The organism is Streptomyces sp. NPDC004752 (assembly GCF_053601275.1).
The window spans coordinates 1-17093 of sequence record NZ_JBSGBN010000035.1; the positions used below are offsets into that span (position 1 = coordinate 1).

Below are 17093 nucleotides of genomic sequence, written 5' to 3' on the forward strand. Positions count from 1 at the left end.
CGAGACGCTTCGCAGCCTTGGACATGCGCAGCAACTCCATGCACGCAAATATACATGCACAACACTAGGGATACTTAATGAAGTTGATGAGCCTGACCCACCCCGCGCCGCCCGATACGGTCGGGGAGTGACCGACCAGCCCCACCCCCCGAACGTCGTCCCCGCCGCGCCCGACCTCTTCACCTGGGAGTTCGCCGCGGACCCCTACCCGGCCTACGCCTGGCTGCGCGAGCACGCCCCGGTGCGCCGGACGGAGCTGCCCAGCGGGGTCGAGGCATGGCTGGTCACCCGTTACGCCGACGCCAAGCAGGCCCTGGCCGACCAGCGGCTGTCGAAGAACCCGGCGCACCACGACGAACCCGAACACGCCCGGGGCAAGACCGGGATTCCGGGGGAGCGCAAGGCCGAGCTGATGACGCATCTGCTCAACATCGACCCGCCGGACCACACCCGGCTGCGCCGGCTGGTCAGCAAGGCGTTCACGCCGCGGCGCGTCGCCGAGTTCGGCCCGCGAGTGCAGCAGCTCACCGACCGGCTCATCGACCGGTTCGCGGACCGGGGATCCGCCGACCTGATCCATGAGTTCGCCTTCCCACTGCCCATCTACGCCATCTGCGACCTGCTCGGCGTCCCGCGTGAGGACCAGGACGACTTCCGGGACTGGGCGGGGATGATGATCCGGCACGGCGGAGGGCCGCGGGGCGGCGTGGCCCGGTCGGTGAAGAAGATGCGCGGCTATTTGGCCGAGCTGATCCACCGGAAGCGCGCGGCACTGCCTGACGAGCCGGCCACGGGCGAGGACCTCATCTCCGGGCTCATCCGCGCCTCCGACCAAGGTGAGCACCTCACCGAGAACGAGGCCGCCGCGATGGCCTTCATTCTGCTGTTCGCCGGGTTCGAGACAACCGTCAACCTCATCGGCAACGGCACGTACGCGCTGCTCACCCACCCCGAGCAGCGCCGCCGACTGCAGCGGTCCCTCGCGGCCGGGGAGCGTGACCTGCTGACGACCGGTGTCGAGGAACTCCTGCGCTACGACGGTCCGGTCGAGCTTGCCACCTGGCGGTTCGCCACCGAGCCGGTGACCATCGGCGGGCAGCGGATCGCGCCCGGCGACCCCGTTCTCGTCGTCCTCGCGGCGGCGGACCGGGATCCGGAGCGGTTCGCCGACCCGGACGTGCTCGATCTCGGCCGGCGTGACAATCAGCACCTCGGGTACGGCCACGGCATCCACTACTGCCTCGGCGCGCCGCTCGCCCGGCTGGAGGGCCAGTCCGCCCTTGCCACCCTGCTCACCCGCCTCCCCGACCTGCGACTTGCGGTGGATCCGGCCGAACTGCGGTGGCGCGGCGGGCTCATCATGCGGGGGCTGCGCACTCTGCCCGTGGAGTTCACGCCTGCCCGGTAATCAACCGGAGCGGGCGGTTCCCGGGTTGCCCGCCGGAAGCGGAAGATGACTGACCCTCAAGTCTGTGATCTTTACGTGATCTGCGCGGCATTAACTTGTGACAGGTGATCGTATGCCTATACGTTCACCCATCGGCGCGGTGCCCCGGCGTGGCCTGCCGCGCCGGTCAGTGCTGTCGCGCGAAAGGCTTCCGTATGCTCTCCGGGAACGGTCGTCACCGTCGACCCCGTCAGGCTCCGGCCTTTGTCGTCGCGGCCGGAGTCACCGGCTCCGCGATCGCCATCCCGCTGCTCGGCGCCACCGGCGCGAACGCCGCCGACGGCACCACATGGGACCGGGTGGCCGAGTGCGAGAGCGGCGGCTCGTGGAGCGCCAGCTTCGGCAACGGGTACTTCGGCGGACTGCAGATCTCGCAGCAGGACTGGGGCAAGTACGGCGGTCTTGAGTATGCGACGACCCCGGACCAGGCCAGTCGTTCGCAGCAGATAGCCGTCGCCGAGAAGATCCTCGCCGACCAGGGCACCACCCCGTGGGCGACCTGTGCCCGGCTCTCCGGGCTCACCTCGAAGTCGGGCTCCGTCGGCGTCGACACCGGCATGGGGGACGGCCGTTCGTCCGGTACGAAGGACTCCGGAGCCGCTTCCGGTTCGTCGGGTTCACAGGGTTCACCCGAATCCCCCGAGTCGCCGGGATCGGCCGACTCGTCTGGATCATCTGGCTCATCTGGATCATTCGGCTTGTCCGACTCGTCCTCATCCTCGTCCTCGACCTCATCCGCTGGTTCGTCCTCGTCCTCCGGCCCGTCCTCATCCCCTGACTCGTCGGATGTCGACCCGGACGCCTCGCCGTTCGCCTCTCCCTCGCCGAGCGCGAGCGCCAGTGTGAGTGCGAGCCGCGGTGCGACGGACGGGAGTACGGGAGCCGCCGAGCCCGGCGGGTCGGCCTCGTCCGACCCCGGCGCCGGGCCGGAGGGCGACTCGCCCACGGAGGCGCCCAAGTCCGACCCCTCGGGCAACTCCTCGCGAAGTGGCGGTTCTTGGAGCCTGGTCGACACCGGCTCCCTGAACGGCGGTCGCCATCGGGGCGACAGCGCGGATGAAAGCAGGGCAAGCGGGGCAAGTGGCCGGGTGTCGGGCTCGTCCGGTCGGCATGCCTACACCGTCCGCGTCGGCGACACCCTCGCCTCCATCGCCGACTCCCGTGGCGTGGACGGCGGATGGCGTGCGCTCTATGCCGCCAACGAGAAGGCCATCGGTGCCGACCCGAACCACATCGCCCCCGGTCAGACCCTGGAAGTCGGGACCGAAACGGGCGAAAAGTAGCGGGAGTTGGCGTCCCGCTTCGGGCTCAATGTCCGGTTTGGTGAAAGTGTGGGATGAGTCTCAGAAGCCCTGATCGTCTTTGAAATTCCGCCGATCGCGTGGCTACGGTCAGGACCGTTCGCCACCGCGAGCCCCGGCTGCCGCAACGCCTAGTCCTGCCAGCGGCCGTCCGGGAACAGCCGTCGCGTCAAGCGCCGTAGGCAGGAGCGGGGGACCCAAGGTAAGTGCCGCGCCGGTCGGTTGACCGAAGCGGCTCGGGGTGAAGTCGCGCCTCCACAGGGAGGTGCGGCCGGGCAACTCAACCGGCCCGAACCCGACAGCTCACCTCGCAGGCGTCGGTGAGGGGATCCATCCATGCTGTTTTCCGGCAAGGGCAAGCACCGTCGTCCGTCCAAGGCCACCCGCGTGGTGGCACTCGCCGGTGTCACCGGCGCCGCCGTCGCCGCCCCGCTGATGGCGGCCGGCAACGCCTCCGCCGCCACCGCCTCCGAGTGGGACGCCGTCGCCCAGTGCGAGTCCGGCGGCAACTGGTCCATCAACACCGGCAACGGCTACTACGGCGGCCTGCAGTTCTCGGCCTCCACCTGGGCCGCATACGGCGGCACTCAGTACGCGGCCACCGCCGACAAGGCCGGCAAGGCACAGCAGATAGCGATCGCCGAGAAGGTCCTCGCCGGCCAGGGCAAGGGCGCCTGGCCGGTCTGCGGCAAGGGCCTGTCGAGCGCCTCCTACTCCGGCGGCTCCGCATCCGGCGGCGGTGCCGACACCGGCTCCTCGAACACCACCACCGGCAGCGGTTCCTCGAACGCCCCCACGGACACCGGCTCCTCGAACGCCGGCGCCGACCGCTCCACCGAGCGGCAGGCGGCCTCCCGCTCCGCCGACCGCCCGGCCGCGAGCAAGACCGTCACCACCCCGACCGGCAAGAAGGTCAAGAAGGGCGATGGCGAGTACAAGGTCGTCAAGGGCGACACCCTCAGCTCGATCGCCGAGCAGCACGGCGTGAAGGGCGGCTGGCAGAAGCTGTTCCAGCTGAACAAGGACATCATCGAGAACGCCGACCTCATCTACCCGGGCCAGCAACTGCACCTGAAGTGACAGCCGGACGGTAGTCCGGGCACGGCTCCGACTCCGGCCCCGGTCACGGCCGCGACCCCGGCTACGACCCTGGCTTCGGCTACGACCCTGGCCCCGACCCCCGGCCCGGCCGCGCCCTCCCCCGTAGCGGGTGCCCCGGGCCCGCCCCCGTCCCCACGGGCTCCCCGCCCCGGCGCGTTCTCCCCCGTACGCGCCGGGGCGGGGTCTTTCTGCCCCGCCCCCTTCCCGGCCTGCTCCTTCTGCTCCTTCCGGCCGTCACCGTTTCCCGGCCTGCTCCTTCTGCTTCTCGCGGCCGCTCCGATGTCCGGCCCGCCCTCTCCGCTTCTCCCGGCCCGCCCCCACGTCCCGGCTCGGCTCCCTCCGCTTCTCCCGGCCCGCCCCCTTCCCGGCCCGCTCCCTCGGCCCGCCCCATGTCCAGCCCCGCCCCAGGCCCGCCCAGGCCGCCCCTCTCAGCCCCAACGGCCCCACCCTTTGTTCCGTTCGGAAACAATGTGTACCGTCAGCCTGTCGTCACCCTGTCCACGGGGCGGTCGGCGATCGGCCGGGGGCCCCGGGCCGGTTAGGCTCTAGTCGCAAGGCGCACAGCCCCGCACTTCCAGCGTCACATTCCAAGAAGGAGATGCTCGTGCCGTCCATCGACGTCGTCGTAGCCCGGGAAATCCTGGACTCCCGAGGCAATCCCACGGTCGAGGTCGAGGTCGGCCTCGACGACGGCAGCACGGGTCGTGCCGCCGTCCCGTCCGGCGCCTCCACCGGCGCCTTCGAGGCCATCGAGCTGCGCGACGGTGACCCCAACCGCTACCAGGGCAAGGGCGTCGAGAAGGCCGTCCTCGCCGTCATCGAGCAGATCGGCCCGGAGCTGGTCGGCTACGACGCCACCGAGCAGCGCCTGATCGACCAGGCCATGTTCGACCTGGACGCCACCGACAACAAGGGCTCGCTCGGCGCCAACGCCATCCTGGGCGTCTCCCTCGCCGTCGCCCACGCCGCCTCCGAGGCCAGCGACCTCCCCCTCTTCCGCTACCTGGGCGGCCCGAACGCGCACCTGCTGCCGGTGCCGATGATGAACATCCTGAACGGCGGCTCGCACGCCGACTCCAACGTGGACATCCAGGAGTTCATGATCGCCCCGATCGGCGCGGAGTCCTTCTCCGAGGCCCTGCGCTGGGGCACCGAGGTCTACCACACCCTCAAGTCCGTCCTGAAGTCCAAGGGCCTGTCCACCGGCCTCGGCGACGAGGGCGGCTTCGCCCCGAACCTGGGCTCCAACCGCGAGGCCCTCGACCTCATCCTCGAAGCGATCAAGCAGGCCGGGTACGTCGCCGGCGAGCAGATCGCCCTGGCGCTCGACGTCGCCGCCTCCGAGTTCTACAAGGAGGGCAAGTACGTCTTCGAGGGCAAGGAGCGCTCCGCCGCCGAGATGACGGAGTACTACGAGGAGCTGGTCGCGGCCTACCCGCTCGTCTCCATCGAGGACCCGCTGTTCGAGGACGACTGGGCCGGCTGGAAGGTCATCACGGACAAGCTCGGCGACAAGGTCCAGCTGGTCGGCGACGACCTGTTCGTCACCAACCCCGAGCGCCTCGCCCGCGGCATCGAGGAGGGCACCGCCAACGCCCTGCTCGTCAAGGTCAACCAGATCGGCTCGCTGACCGAGACCCTGGACGCCGTCGAGCTGGCCCAGCGCAGCGGCTTCAAGTGCATGATGTCCCACCGCTCCGGTGAGACCGAGGACGTCACCATCGCCGACCTGGCCGTCGCCACCAACTGCGGTCAGATCAAGACCGGCGCCCCGGCCCGCTCCGAGCGCGTCGCCAAGTACAACCAGCTGCTGCGCATCGAGGAGATCCTCGACGACGCCGCGGTGTACGCGGGCCGCAGCGCGTTCCCGCGCTTCAAGGGCTGATCAGGCGAGGGGTAAGGCACAGCCAGTCGTACGTACGTCCCCGTACCCGGTCCCGTACCGTGTCCGGGGACGTACGCGCGTATGACGCAGGCAGGCAAGGGGAGGCGGGAGATGGCCGCGAAGGACCGGGACCGGTTCTCCACCGCGACCAGGCTGCGGGTACTGGGGGAGCAGACGGCGGCCCGGGTCTACCGCTCCCAGACCCGCCGCCAGGCCCGCCGTTCCCGCCTCACCGGCCGGGCCGCGCTGCTCGCGCTCGTCCTGTGCACCATGGTGGTGGCGCTCGCCTACCCGATGCGGCAGTACGTGTCCCAGCGGGCGGAGATCGCCGACCTGGAACGGCAGCAGCGGCAGGCCAAGGAGCGGGTCGAGCAGCTGCGCGACCTCAAGGCGCGCTGGCAGGACGACGCGTACGCCGAGCAGCAGATCCGGCAGCGGCTGCACTATGTGCTGCCCGGCGAGACCGGCTACGTCGTGATCGACCCGAACGCGGCCAAGCAGGCCCGTGCCGACCTCGGGGCGGCCCACCGCCCGTGGTACGCCAACGTCTGGGACGGGGTCGACAAGTCCGACGCCGCCGACCAGTGAACCGACAGAAAGACACCCGAACACAGTCATGGAAACGCCTCCGCCGACCACTTCGCGCACCGAGCCCACCGACGCGGACGTCGCGGCCTTCGAGCAGCAGCTCGGCCGACCGCCGCGGGGGCTGCGCGCGATCGCCCACCGCTGCCCCTGCGGGCAGCCGGACGTCGTGGAGACGGCCCCGCGGCTGCCGGACGGCACCCCCTTCCCGACGCTGTACTACCTGACGTGCCCGCGCGCCTCCTCGGCGATCGGCACACTGGAGGCGAACGGTGTCATGAAGGGGATGACGGACCGCCTGGCCGCCGATCCGGAGTTGGCAGCCGCCTACCGCCTGGCGCACGAGGACTACATCCGGCGCAGGGACGAGATCGAGGAGCTGACCGGCTTCCCGAGCGCCGGCGGCATGCCGGACCGGGTGAAGTGCCTGCACGTGCTGGTCGCCCACTCGCTGGCCGCGGGGCCCGGGGTGAACCCGCTGGGCGACGAGGCGATCGCCATGCTGCCCGAGTGGTGGCGCAAGGGCCCGTGCGTCACGGTCCCCTCGGCCGACGTCACGGTCCCCTCGGACGACACCGACCACACCCCGGAGGGGGACGACCAGTGACCCGCGTGGCCGCCGTCGACTGCGGTACGAACTCGATCCGGCTGCTCGTCGCCGACGCCACCGTGTCCCGGAGCGCCTCCGGCGCGGGGCCGACGGGTGAACTCGTCGACCTGGACCGGCGGATGACCATCGTGCGGCTCGGCCAGGGCGTCGACCGCACCGGCCGGCTCGCCCCCGAGGCCCTGCAGCGGACCTTCGCCGCCTGCCGGGAGTACGCGGCGATCATCAAGGAGCACGGCGCCGAGCGGTTGCGGTTCGTGGCCACCTCCGCCTCCCGGGACGCGGAGAACCGGGACGAGTTCGTGCGCGGTGTGCTGGACATCCTGGGCGTGGAGCCCGAGGTGATCTCCGGGGACCAGGAGGCCGAGTTCTCCTTCACCGGGGCCACCGGGGGGCTCAAGGGCCGCGACGACCTCGCCCGGCCCTATCTGGTGGTGGACATCGGCGGCGGCTCGACCGAGTTCGTGGTCGGCGACGAGCGGGTGCGCGCGGCGCGCTCCGTCGACGTGGGCTGTGTGCGGATGACCGAGCGGCATCTGGTGCGCGAGGGCGTGGTGAGCGACCCGCCCACCGAGGAACAGGTCGCCGCGATGCGGGCCGACATCGAGGCGGCGCTGGACCTCGCCGAGAAGACGGTCCCGCTGCGCGAGGCACGCACGCTCGTGGGGCTCGCGGGGTCCGTGACCACGGTGTCGGCGATCGCGCAGGAACTGCCCGCCTACGACTCCGCCCGCATCCACCACTCCCGGATCTCCCGTGACCGGGTCGCCGAGATCACCGGATGGCTGCTGCGGTCCACGCACGCGGAGCGGGCCGCGATCCCGTCCATGCACCCGGGGCGTGTCGACGTCATCGGGGCGGGCGCCCTCGTCCTACTGGCGATCATGGACCGAACCGGCGCCCCCGAGGTCGTCGTCAGCGAACACGACATCCTCGACGGCATCGCGTGGTCCTTGGCCTGACCGCCTACAGGTTGCGGTACACGTCCCGCCGGTCGCCCACCTTGACGACGAGGATGACGAGTTCACCGTCGTTGATCTGGTAGGCGACTCTGTAGCTTCCGACCCGGAGCCGGTAGAGCCCGGACGGGCCGGTGAGCTTCTTGACGTCGGCGTCCTCGCGGTACGGGTCGTCACCGAGCGCGGTCAGCGCGGTCAGGATGCGCATGGCGTCGGGCCGGCTGATGGCCCGGAGCTGCCGCTGCGCCGCCGAGGTGAATCGGAAGGCGTACTTCACGCCGCCTCGCCGTCCTGCTCGGTGAACAGGTCTGCCAGCAGTTCCGCCATCGTCATTGTGGGACCGCCCTCGGCCAGGACCGCTTCGGCTTCGCGCGCCAGCATGACGTCGGCTGCTTCCTCCAGCGCTTCGAAGTCCGCGATCGGGACTACTGCTGCCACCGGAGCGCCGTTGCGCGTGATGACGGTCGGAACGCCTTCCTCGGCCCGGTTGATGTGGTCGGCGAGGTGCGCGCGGGCTTCCCGTACGGTCACGGTGTTCTCAGTCATGAGATTAGTGTACGCATTCTCGTGTACACGTGCCCGGTTCGGGGAGTCGCTTTCGTGAGCGATCCTCGACGGCATCGCGTGGTCCTTGGCGTAGCCGCCTTTTCTTCCGTCGGAAGTACTCCGCTGAGCAGTGCGGACAACGCATGAGCGGGTCGGGGAGGGTGTGGTGCGACGGTCGGCGACGTGCCGTCGGGAAAGTTCGTGAAGTTCTTCACAAGGAATCTGGCCCGGCCGGCGGGCCGAATGGGCCCAGTAGGCCCTATCCGGGGCTCAACATCCCTGCGAACATGCGCGGGAGGGCGATCCGAAGGGGTCGCACGGCGGTGTGGAAAAGGGGTCGTTCGCACCCTCCGCGGACCCGGACGGGCAGCTCACGCGGCATTGACAACGGTCGGTATCGGGCAGGGGCGTCTTTGCGCGGTCATGGCCTGGGTCAGGCGGGCCGCGGAGTTTAGCACAGGGGCCGTAGGAGCTTGTGAAGGGGCGCACGAGCCACCCCCTGGGGGCGGGTGGATACTCGATGCCATGAGCACCACGGAGCGTCCCAGGATCCTCGTAGTAGGCGGTGGGTACGTAGGCCTGTACGCGGCTCGGCGCATCCTCAAGAAGATGCGCTACGGCGAGGCGACCGTCACGGTCGTCGACCCCCGGTCGTACATGACCTACCAGCCCTTCCTTCCCGAAGCCGCCGCCGGCAACATCTCCCCTCGCCATGTCGTCGTCCCGCTGCGACGCGTGCTGCCGAAGGCGGAGGTCCTCACCGGCCGGGTCACCACCATCGACCAGGACCGCAAGGTCGCCACCGTCGCCCCGCTGGTCGGCGAGGCGTACGAGCTGCCCTTCGACTACCTGGTGATCGCGCTCGGCGCGGTCTCCCGCACCTTCCCGATCCCCGGCCTCGCCGAGCAGGGCATCGGCATGAAGGGCATCGAGGAGTCCATCGGCCTGCGCAACCACGTCCTCGAACAGCTCGACAAGGCCGACTCCACGACCGACGAGGAGATCCGCCGCAAGGCGCTCACATTCGTCTTCGTCGGCGGTGGCTTCGCGGGCGCGGAGACCATCGGTGAGGTCGAGGACATGGCCCGGGACGCGGCCAAGTACTACAACAACGTCTCCCGTGAGGACATGCGGTTCGTCCTCGTCGACGCCGCCGACAAGATCCTCCCCGAAGTCGGCCCCAAGCTGGGCCAGTACGGCAAGGAGCACCTGGAGAGCCGCGGCGTGGAGATCTACCTCTCCACCTCGATGGACTCCTGCGTCGACGGCCACGTGGTGCTGAAGAACGGGCTGGAGGTCGACTCCAACACCGTCGTGTGGACCGCGGGCGTCAAGCCGAACCCGGCCCTGGCCCGCTTCGGCCTGCCGCTCGGCCCGCGCGGCCACGTGGACACCGCGCCCACGCTCCAGGTGCAGGGCACGGATTACATCTGGGCCGCCGGTGACAACGCCCAGGTGCCCGACCTGGTCGGCCGCAAGGCCGGCAACGAGAACGCCTGGTGCCCGCCCAACGCCCAGCACGCGCTGCGCCAGGCCAAGGTGCTCGGCGACAACGTCATCTCCGGCATGCGGGGCTTCCCGCAGAAGGAGTACGCGCATGCCAACAAGGGCGCGGTGGCCGGCCTCGGCCTCCACAAGGGCGTCGCGATGATCGTCATGGGCAAGATGAAGATCAAGCTCAAGGGCCGGCTCGCCTGGTACATGCACCGTGGCTACCACGGCCTGGCCATGCCGACCTGGAACCGCAAGATCCGCGTCTTCGCCGACTGGACCCTCGGCATGTTCCTCAAGCGCGAGGTCGTCTCCCTCGGCGCCATGCAGAACCCCCGCGAAGAGTTCTACGAGGCCGCCAAGCCGACGCCGATCGCCGCCGCGGCCTCGGCCACGCCCACCAAGGCCGAGGCGAAGGCCAAGGCGTCCTGACTCAGGCACCGTCCAGCCGCCCGAAGGGGCCGCCCGCCATCCGTGGTGCGGGCGGCCCCTTCGGCATGCGGGCCACGGAGCGCCGGTTCGACGGCTGAGACGGTTGAGACGGTTGAACCGGGGAACCGGCGGATGAACCGGGGAATCCGCGGAAACAAGCCATCCGGCGCAGGATCCGCGGCGAGGTCGTCGACGCCCTGCAGAGCGTCCGCTCGATGCCCTACGACTCCTTCCGTGCCCTGTTCCAGGACGAGCTGCGCATCAGCCCGTAGGGCGCCGAGTGCCGGTACTCGTGCAGCAGGGTGACCGCCAACTCGGTGGCCGCACCCGGCTCGTCGTCCGGATGCGGCGCCGACAGCAGCACGCAGCGGAAGCGTCCGATCAGGAGGCGCTGTGCGGTCGCAGCCGCTCCCCGCGCGGCAGCGGGACCAGCGACAGCAGGCCCGCGGACCGAGCCGCCGCGCTGTCCGGCCGATCCCGCGCCAGGATCGCCCACGCCCCCCGTGTGCGGCGCCGCGGCGCTTCGGAATTCATGGCGGGATGGTGTCGTGCACCCTCGCGGGGCGCTGCTCGAACGACCGGCCCGGCCGGTGTGTCGCACGGCGCCGCCCGGCGGTCCCGGACCGGCCCCATCCGCCTATTCGGGTGTCCTGTGGCTGAACCGCGGCGTCGCTGTGGCGGCCATGTGACGGTACGGGCATGGTGACGACGGTGGCGGGCGCCGGGGAATGACGCCGATGGGCGCGACCGTTGCCCCAGGTGACCGAATCCCGTGGCCGATTCCTTCACACACGATTCCTCTCCCGGAGGTGTGCATCATGGCCGACGCCGCGTCGCGGCTGACGAGTCTTGCCGAGCAGGTGCTGGGAGTCCCGCTCCCGGTGGGCGTCCGCGCCTGGGACGGTTCGCAGTCCGGTCCGCCGGGCGCGCCGGTCCTGGTCTTGCGCAACCGACGGGCCCTGCGCCGACTGCTGTTCAAGCCCGGCGAACTGGGCCTGGCCCGGGCCTGGGTCGCGGGCGACCTGGGCATCGACGGAGACCTCTACACGGCACTCGCGCTGATGTCCCCGCTGGTGTGGGAGCGCGAGGAGGGCAGCACCCGCGGCCTCACCCAGGCGCTGCGCGACCCCGAGGTGCGCGCCGCCGCCCGTGAGCTGCTGAAGCTGGCCGGGCCGCCGATCCCGCCGGCCCCGCCCCGAGAGGAGGTCCGCAGGCACCGACACCTGCACACCAAGCACAGCGACAGGCGGGCCATCAGCCACCACTACGACGTCGGCAACGACTTCTACGAGATCGTCCTCGGCCCGTCCATGGTGTACTCGTGCGCCTACTGGGAGGAGGCCGGCACCCTGGAGTCCGCCCAGCGCGACAAGCTCGAACTGGTCTGCCGCAAGCTCGCTCTGACCCCCGGACAGCGGCTCCTCGACGTCGGCTGCGGCTGGGGCTCGATGGCGATCCACGCCGCCCGCGAGCACGGCGTCCACGTCGTCGGCGTCACCCTCTCCCAGGAGCAGGCCGCCCACGCCCGTAAACGGGTCGCCGAGGAAGGGCTCGCGGACCGGGTGGAGATCCGGGTGCGGGACTACCGGGAGGTCGCCGACGGCCCCTACGACGCGATCTCCTCCATCGGCATGGCCGAGCACGTCGGCGTCGAACCGTACCTGGAGTACGCGACCGATCTGTACGGCCTGCTGAAGCCCGGCGGACGGCTCCTGAACCATCAGATCGCCCGCCGCCCGCTGCGGGACGAATCGGCGTACCACGTCGACAGGTTCATCGACTCCTATGTCTTCCCCGACGGGGAGCTGGCCCCGCTCGGCAGCACCGTGTCGCTGCTGGAGCGGGCCGGTTTCGAGGTCCGGGACGTGGAGTCGATCCGCGAGCACTATGCGCGCACCCTGCGCCGCTGGGTGGCCCGCCTGGAGGCCGACTGGAACCGTGCGGTGCGCCTCGCCGGGCCCGGCCGTGCCCGCGTCTGGCGCCTGTACATGGCGGCGTCCGCGCTGGCCTTCGAGCGCAACCGCATCGGCGTCAACCAGGTCCTCGCGGTACGCACCCCCGAGTCGGGGAGGTCCGGGCTGCCGCTGCGCGCCCGCACCTGGAACTGACGGCAGCCGCCCGGCCCCCCCTTCCCCGGCGGACGCCGTCGGGTCATTCCGCCCCGCTGGATCTCATCCAGCGGGGCGGAGCGCTGCGAAGGCCCCCGCCCCGATCACGACGACGGCCCGCACCACCCCGACGGGGTCGTACGGGCCGTCGTCAAGCGGGCCCCGGATGCGCGGGCGGCAGCCGGCGTCCGCGGCGGAGCGGGCCCGGCAACTGCCGTACGGCTACTCGGACTTGATCGCGGCCAGCATGTTCAGCCGTGCTGCCCGCCGGGCCGGCCACAGCGCGGCCAGGGCGCCGACCGCCGCCGACAGCAGCAGGAAGATGCCCATCCGGGTCCAGGGCAGGACCAGTTCGTAGGTCGGCATCCGCGAGCCGATCAGCTGACCGGCGGCCCAGCCGAAGAACACGCCCAGACCGATGCCCAGCACCCCGCCGAAGAGGGAGATGACCAGCGACTCCAGCCGGACCATCCGCTTGACGGCCCGGCGGTCCAGGCCGATCGCGCGCAGCATGCCGATCTCCTGGGAGCGCTCGAAGACCGACATGGCCAGGGTGTTGATGACACCGAGGACGGCGACGAGCACCGCCATGCCGAGCAGGCCGTAGAGCATGTTGAGCAGCAGCGTGAACATCTGCGCGATGGAGTCGGACAGGTCCTTCTTGCTCTCGACCCGGATCCCCGGGTTGGAGTCGAGGGCCTTCTCCAGCTTGTCCTTGGCCGCGTCGGAGGCGCCGCCGTTCATCTTGACCATGACCCGCATGTCACGGCTGTCGGACAGCTTCGGCAGGGCCGCGGTGTCGACCAGGACGCCTTGGATCAGCTCATTGCCCTCGTAGACACCGGCCACCGTCAGCCGCTCGTTCCTGCCGCCCTCGAAGTGCGCGGTGAACTGCGTGCCGGCCTTCCAGCCGCGGGACTTGGCCGTGCTGTCGTCGACCACGATCTTCGTGCCGGCCACCGTGAACGCGCCCTCGTCGACCTTCAGATCGGTCAGCTTGCCGATCGCCGAGCCGTTGACGCCGGTCAGGTACTCCGACTCGCCGTCGATCCGGGCGATCGTGTCGCGCATCGGGCTGGTGGCCAAGACGCCGTCCACGGCGGCGAGCTTCCGGTCGACGTCCGGGGAGAGGTTGTTGCCGTTCGCCATCCGCACCACGTAGTCCGCGCGCAGCGCCGAGCTGGCCATCTTGTCGATCGCGGTCTGGAGGCTGCCCGCCATCACCGTCATGCCGGTGATCAGGGTCAGGCCGATCATCAGCGCGGAGGCCGTGGCGGCGGTGCGGCGCGGGTTGCGGACCGCGTTCTGCCGGGCCAGCTTGCCGGACGTGCCGAACACGCGCAGCACCGGGGCGGCCGCCGCGATCAGCGGGCGGGACAGCAGCGGGGTCAGGATGAACACGCCGATGATCAGCAGGACGGCGCCCAGGCCCATCGGCGCCTGACCGTCGCTGCCCTCCATCGTGGTCGCGGCCAGGACGACGGCGACGCCGGCCGCCGAGAACAGGGCGCCGAGGGTGTTGCGCAGTACCAGCGACTTGGTGGTGGCTTGTGCGTGCAGGCTGCTCATCGCGGCGACCGGCGGGATCTTCGCGGCCCGGCGGCCCGGCAGCCACGCCGCCAGCATGGTGATGACGACGCCGACCACGAGGGCGGCCACGACCGTGCCCGGCGTGACGACCAGCGGACCGTCGGGGATGGTCTCCCCGAACGAGCCGAGCAGGGCGCGCAGTCCGGCCCCGATGCCGACACCGACGGCAAGACCGGTGACCCCGGCGACCGCGCCGACCACGAATGCCTCGATCAGCACCGACCGGGTGACCTGGCGGCGGGAGGCGCCGACCGCCCGCAGCAGGGCCAGTTCCTTGGTGCGCTGGGCGACCAGCATGGTGAAGGTGTTGGCGATGATGAAGGTGCCCACGAACAGTGCGATCCCGGCGAAGACCAGCAGACCCTGGCGCATGCCGCTCATGCTGTTGGCGATCTGCCGTGCCTGCTCGTCGGCGAGCGACTGCCCGGTGGTGGTCTCCGTGAGGTCCTTCGGCAGGGCCTTGTCCAGCTGGGACTTGAGCGCGGCCTGGCTGGTGCCCGGCTTCGCCCGCACGTCGATCTCGTCGTAGCCGCCGCCGGCCTTGCCGAACAGCTTCTGTGCGGTCGCCGTGTCGAACAGGGCGAGGCTGCCGCCCGCGGCGACATTGCCGTCGTCGGTGGTGAACACGCCGACGATCTTCGGGCTCAGGACCGGCCCGTCGATCGACAGGCGGACGGTGTCACCGACCCGGTAGCCGGCGCGCTCGGCGGTCTTGGCGTCGACGAGGACCTCGTTCTCGCCGCGCGGGGCGTGACCGCTGGTCAGCGGGTAGCGGCTGTCGTCGGTGCCCCAGTAGTTCCCGCCCTGGGTCTGCCAGCCGTTGCCGATCAGCTTGCCGTGTTTGTCGGCCATGGCCGTGAAGCCGCTGACGACACCGACGGCCGAGGCGGCGCCCGGGACCCCGGCGCTCTTGTCGAGCAGCGCCTGGTCCAGGTCGGGGTGGTCGCCGGGCTCGTCGCCCTTGGCCTCCCGGTACTTGGCCGAGACGGCGACGTCGACGCCGTCGAAGCCCTTGGCGGAGCTGTTCTGGTAGGCGTCGGTGATGGTGTTGGTGAAGACCAGGGTCCCCGACACGAAGGCCACGCCGAGCATCACGGCGAGCACGGTCATGAGGAGCCGGGCCTTGTGCGCGAGTACGTTGCGCAAGGCAGTACGGAACATCGTGTTCTCTTCAGTCCGTGGTGGGGTCGGGGGTCAGCTCGTGCGGCCCTTGGCGTCGAACCGCTTCATCCGGTCGAGCACCGAGTCCGCGGTCGGCCCGTACAGTTCGTCGACGATGCGTCCGTCCGCGAGGAACACCACCCGGTCGGCGTAGGCCGCCGCGACCGGGTCGTGGGTGACCATGACCACCGTCTGCCCCAGTTCGCGCACCGAGTTGCGCAGGAAGCCCAGCACCTCGGCGCCGGAACGGGAGTCGAGGTTGCCGGTCGGCTCGTCACCGAAGATGATCTCCGGTTTGGCGGCCAGGGCGCGGGCGACGGCGACGCGCTGCTGCTGGCCGCCGGAGAGTTGCGAGGGCCGGTGGCTGAGCCGCCCCGACAGGCCCACCATCTCGATCACCGTGTCCAGCCACTGCTTGTCCGGCTTGCGGCCGGCGATGTCCATCGGGAGCGTGATGTTCTCCAGCGCCGTCAGGGTCGGCAGCAGGTTGAACGCCTGGAAGATGAACCCGATCTTGTCCCGGCGCAACTTGGTGAGTTGCTTGTCCTTCAGGGAGCCCAGCTCGGTGTCGCCGATCCGCGCGGAGCCGGAGGAGAAGGTGTCGAGTCCCGCGACGCAGTGCATCAGCGTGGACTTGCCGGAGCCCGACGGCCCCATGATCGCGGTGAACTCGGCCTGCCGGAAGTCGACGGAGACCCGGTCCAGGGCGACCACCTGGGTCTCGTCCTGCCCGTAGATCTTCGACAGCTCCGTGGCGCGCGCGGCCACGGCGGTGGTCCGGTCGGCGGCGATGGGTGTGGTGGTCACGGGAGGGCGCTCCTGTCGGGACGACGACGTTCGTGGGGACTGTCTCCATCGTGACGGCCGTCCGCGCCCCGGGAGTCAGCCGTTGTTCCGGTTCCCGGGGGCGACCACGGTCGGACGGGAGGCTGCCGTCTCATACCTGGGGATGACGGCGGAGCGGGCCGAGAGCAGGAGGGCCGCCGCTGAAGGGGGCGGCGTGGCGACGTACCGCGAACGGGTTGAGCGCCCTGGTCCGGACGGTGAAAATCCGTCATTCCACGTACGCGCGTACCCACCGGCCGTCACGCTATTGGCAAGTGCGGATGGCGCATACCGTGGGCTGATGCTCCCTCAGACCTCAATAAAATAAGACAACATCGGTCCGCCCGCCCGCAGTTCGGGGGAGGTATCCCGATAGGCTCGGGACTTCGACAGCGGAGCCTACGGCCTGCCCGGATGGTGGAATGCAGACACGGCGAGCTTAAACCTCGCTGCCCCTCGCGGGCGTACCGGTTCAAGTCCGGTTCCGGGCACATCCCGCACGACGGCGTCTGACCAGCGCGAACACCTGTCAGACGCCGCTCTTGTTTTTCTGTTTGGGAGCACCGCGGGAACACGTCTCGCTGAAGTCCGCTCATGGCGTGGCAAAGTGGACCAACAGTGACGGAATGGTCGCGAGTTACCGGGCGAAATGGCGACTCGGCGGCGGCCGTACGGCCCCGAGGCAGAACGAGCGCTTCGACGACGAGACGTCCGCCGAGGTGTTCAGGGACGCCGTTGACGAGCACGGTCAGCGGTGGCCGCCCGGCTTGGGCAAGGGAAGGGCCAATTGACCCTCTTCGCCGACGACGAAGTGCAGTACAGGCTCGACGATTTCGCGCGCGAATGCATCAAAAACCAGATGGTCGCCGAGGAGAGCTACCGGCAGCACTGCGTGCGGGAGTTGGAGACGCCGCATGTCCGGCAGGAGGGCTACAACGCCTGAGTGCGTAGCTCGCGGATCATGCAGTCGTAGAGCGGCGCCCCCGGCCATGGGCGGGATACCCCGATCTTCCGGTATCCCCACGCTGCGTAGGCGGACTGTGCGGGAGCAGCCT

General features: G+C 70.3%; 17 protein-coding genes, 1 tRNA gene and 1 riboswitch. Of the genes, 12 read left to right on the forward strand and 6 right to left on the reverse strand.

The features are described from left to right. Positions 1 to 127: 127 nt before the first annotated feature. The 7 genes from ACWEKM_RS16860 to ACWEKM_RS16890 all read left to right on the forward strand — a co-directional run bounded on the left by ACWEKM_RS16860 (position 128) and on the right by ACWEKM_RS16890 (position 7888). A complete protein-coding gene (locus ACWEKM_RS16860) occupies positions 128 to 1408 on the forward strand; it encodes a cytochrome P450 family protein (RefSeq protein ID WP_451621936.1) in 1281 nt (426 codons plus the stop codon). 194 nt (positions 1409 to 1602) lie between these two features. After that, the gene (locus tag ACWEKM_RS16865) at positions 1603 to 2730 is read left to right on the forward strand and encodes a transglycosylase family protein (protein ID WP_451621937.1); all 1128 of its coding nucleotides are present in this window, start codon (positions 1603 to 1605) and stop codon (positions 2728 to 2730) included. Between the two features lie 182 nt (positions 2731 to 2912). Next, a riboswitch (cyclic di-AMP (ydaO/yuaA leader) is annotated at positions 2913 to 3080 on the forward strand. Positions 3081 to 3084: 4 nt separating this feature from the next. Beyond that, positions 3085 to 3828: a transglycosylase family protein gene (locus tag ACWEKM_RS16870; RefSeq protein WP_451621938.1), complete on the forward strand. Its 744-nt coding sequence runs from the start codon at positions 3085 to 3087 to the stop codon at positions 3826 to 3828. Positions 3829 to 4447: 619 nt separating this feature from the next. Then, positions 4448 to 5734, forward strand: coding sequence for a phosphopyruvate hydratase (eno, locus tag ACWEKM_RS16875; RefSeq protein WP_451621939.1), 1287 nt, complete (start codon positions 4448 to 4450; stop codon positions 5732 to 5734). A 111-nt stretch (positions 5735 to 5845) separates the two neighbouring features. Continuing rightward, entirely contained in the window at positions 5846 to 6322 is a 477-nt protein-coding gene (locus tag ACWEKM_RS16880) for an FtsB family cell division protein (RefSeq protein ID WP_451621940.1), read from the forward strand. A 28-nt stretch (positions 6323 to 6350) separates the two neighbouring features. Continuing rightward, the gene (locus tag ACWEKM_RS16885; RefSeq protein WP_451621941.1) at positions 6351 to 6926 is read left to right on the forward strand and encodes a DUF501 domain-containing protein; all 576 of its coding nucleotides are present in this window, start codon (positions 6351 to 6353) and stop codon (positions 6924 to 6926) included. Further along, on the forward strand, positions 6923 to 7888 hold the full coding sequence (locus ACWEKM_RS16890) for a Ppx/GppA phosphatase family protein (RefSeq protein ID WP_451621942.1): 966 nt from the start codon (positions 6923 to 6925) through the stop codon (positions 7886 to 7888). The genes ACWEKM_RS16885 and ACWEKM_RS16890 overlap by 4 nt, the downstream gene beginning before the upstream one ends. A 4-nt stretch (positions 7889 to 7892) precedes the next feature. On the opposite strand, the gene ACWEKM_RS16895 is transcribed toward ACWEKM_RS16890, so the two are convergent. Together ACWEKM_RS16895 and ACWEKM_RS16900 are read right to left on the reverse strand one after the other, a co-directional pair. Continuing rightward, entirely contained in the window at positions 7893 to 8162 is a 270-nt protein-coding gene (locus ACWEKM_RS16895) for a type II toxin-antitoxin system RelE family toxin (protein WP_451621943.1), read from the reverse strand. Further along, positions 8159 to 8431: a type II toxin-antitoxin system Phd/YefM family antitoxin gene (locus tag ACWEKM_RS16900; protein ID WP_451621944.1), complete on the reverse strand. Its 273-nt coding sequence runs from the start codon at positions 8429 to 8431 to the stop codon at positions 8159 to 8161. The genes ACWEKM_RS16895 and ACWEKM_RS16900 overlap by 4 nt, the downstream gene beginning before the upstream one ends. Before the next feature lie 525 nt (positions 8432 to 8956). Here ACWEKM_RS16900 and ACWEKM_RS16905 point away from each other — a divergent pair. After that, positions 8957 to 10354 (forward strand): NAD(P)/FAD-dependent oxidoreductase, encoded by a 1398-nt coding sequence (locus tag ACWEKM_RS16905; RefSeq protein WP_451621945.1) that lies wholly within the window; start codon positions 8957 to 8959, stop codon positions 10352 to 10354. Between the two features lie 220 nt (positions 10355 to 10574). Here the strand turns inward: ACWEKM_RS16905 and ACWEKM_RS16910 are convergent, their stop codons facing one another. After that, positions 10575 to 10718 (reverse strand): hypothetical protein, encoded by a 144-nt coding sequence (locus tag ACWEKM_RS16910; RefSeq protein ID WP_451621946.1) that lies wholly within the window; start codon positions 10716 to 10718, stop codon positions 10575 to 10577. Positions 10719 to 10735: 17 nt separating this feature from the next. Beyond that, on the reverse strand, positions 10736 to 10888 hold the full coding sequence (locus ACWEKM_RS16915; protein ID WP_451621947.1) for a hypothetical protein: 153 nt from the start codon (positions 10886 to 10888) through the stop codon (positions 10736 to 10738). Positions 10889 to 11172: 284 nt separating this feature from the next. On the opposite strand from ACWEKM_RS16915, the gene ACWEKM_RS16920 reads away from it, so the two are divergent. After that, complete coding sequence (locus ACWEKM_RS16920) at positions 11173 to 12462, forward strand: class I SAM-dependent methyltransferase (protein ID WP_451621948.1); 1290 nt, start codon at positions 11173 to 11175, stop codon at positions 12460 to 12462. A gap of 222 nt (positions 12463 to 12684) precedes the next feature. Here the strand turns inward: ACWEKM_RS16920 and ACWEKM_RS16925 are convergent, their stop codons facing one another. Together ACWEKM_RS16925 and ACWEKM_RS16930 are read right to left on the reverse strand one after the other, a co-directional pair. Further along, entirely contained in the window at positions 12685 to 15213 is a 2529-nt protein-coding gene (locus ACWEKM_RS16925; RefSeq protein ID WP_451621949.1) for an ABC transporter permease, read from the reverse strand. Positions 15214 to 15246: 33 nt separating this feature from the next. Next, a complete protein-coding gene (locus tag ACWEKM_RS16930) occupies positions 15247 to 16020 on the reverse strand; it encodes an ABC transporter ATP-binding protein (RefSeq protein WP_451621950.1) in 774 nt (257 codons plus the stop codon). Between the two features lie 426 nt (positions 16021 to 16446). Here ACWEKM_RS16930 and ACWEKM_RS16935 point away from each other — a divergent pair. The 3 genes from ACWEKM_RS16935 (at position 16447) to ACWEKM_RS16945 (ending at position 16981) form a co-directional block, all read left to right on the forward strand. Further along, positions 16447 to 16529 (forward strand) — tRNA-Leu (locus ACWEKM_RS16935). A 108-nt stretch (positions 16530 to 16637) separates the two neighbouring features. Continuing rightward, positions 16638 to 16829, forward strand: coding sequence for a hypothetical protein (locus tag ACWEKM_RS16940; protein ID WP_451621951.1), 192 nt, complete (start codon positions 16638 to 16640; stop codon positions 16827 to 16829). Beyond that, a complete protein-coding gene (locus ACWEKM_RS16945) occupies positions 16826 to 16981 on the forward strand; it encodes a hypothetical protein (protein WP_451621952.1) in 156 nt (51 codons plus the stop codon). Before ACWEKM_RS16940 ends, ACWEKM_RS16945 begins: the two co-directional genes overlap by 4 nt. The last annotated feature ends 112 nt before the right edge of the window (positions 16982 to 17093 follow it).

Coding starts and splice junctions, on each gene's coding strand:
- ACWEKM_RS16915 (WP_451621947.1), bottom strand. CDS start 10,888: ATGAATTCCGAAGCGCCGCGGCGCCGCACACGGGGGGCGTGGGCGATC.
- ACWEKM_RS16925 (WP_451621949.1), bottom strand. CDS start 15,213: ATGTTCCGTACTGCCTTGCGCAACGTACTCGCGCACAAGGCCCGGCTC.
- ACWEKM_RS16920 (WP_451621948.1), top strand. CDS start 11,173: ATGGCCGACGCCGCGTCGCGGCTGACGAGTCTTGCCGAGCAGGTGCTG.
- ACWEKM_RS16905 (WP_451621945.1), top strand. CDS start 8,957: ATGAGCACCACGGAGCGTCCCAGGATCCTCGTAGTAGGCGGTGGGTAC.
- ACWEKM_RS16900 (WP_451621944.1), bottom strand. CDS start 8,431: ATGACTGAGAACACCGTGACCGTACGGGAAGCCCGCGCGCACCTCGCC.
- ACWEKM_RS16885 (WP_451621941.1), top strand. CDS start 6,351: ATGGAAACGCCTCCGCCGACCACTTCGCGCACCGAGCCCACCGACGCG.
- ACWEKM_RS16870 (WP_451621938.1), top strand. CDS start 3,085: ATGCTGTTTTCCGGCAAGGGCAAGCACCGTCGTCCGTCCAAGGCCACC.
- ACWEKM_RS16880 (WP_451621940.1), top strand. CDS start 5,846: ATGGCCGCGAAGGACCGGGACCGGTTCTCCACCGCGACCAGGCTGCGG.
- eno (WP_451621939.1), top strand. CDS start 4,448: ATGCTCGTGCCGTCCATCGACGTCGTCGTAGCCCGGGAAATCCTGGAC.
- ACWEKM_RS16865 (WP_451621937.1), top strand. CDS start 1,603: ATGCTCTCCGGGAACGGTCGTCACCGTCGACCCCGTCAGGCTCCGGCC.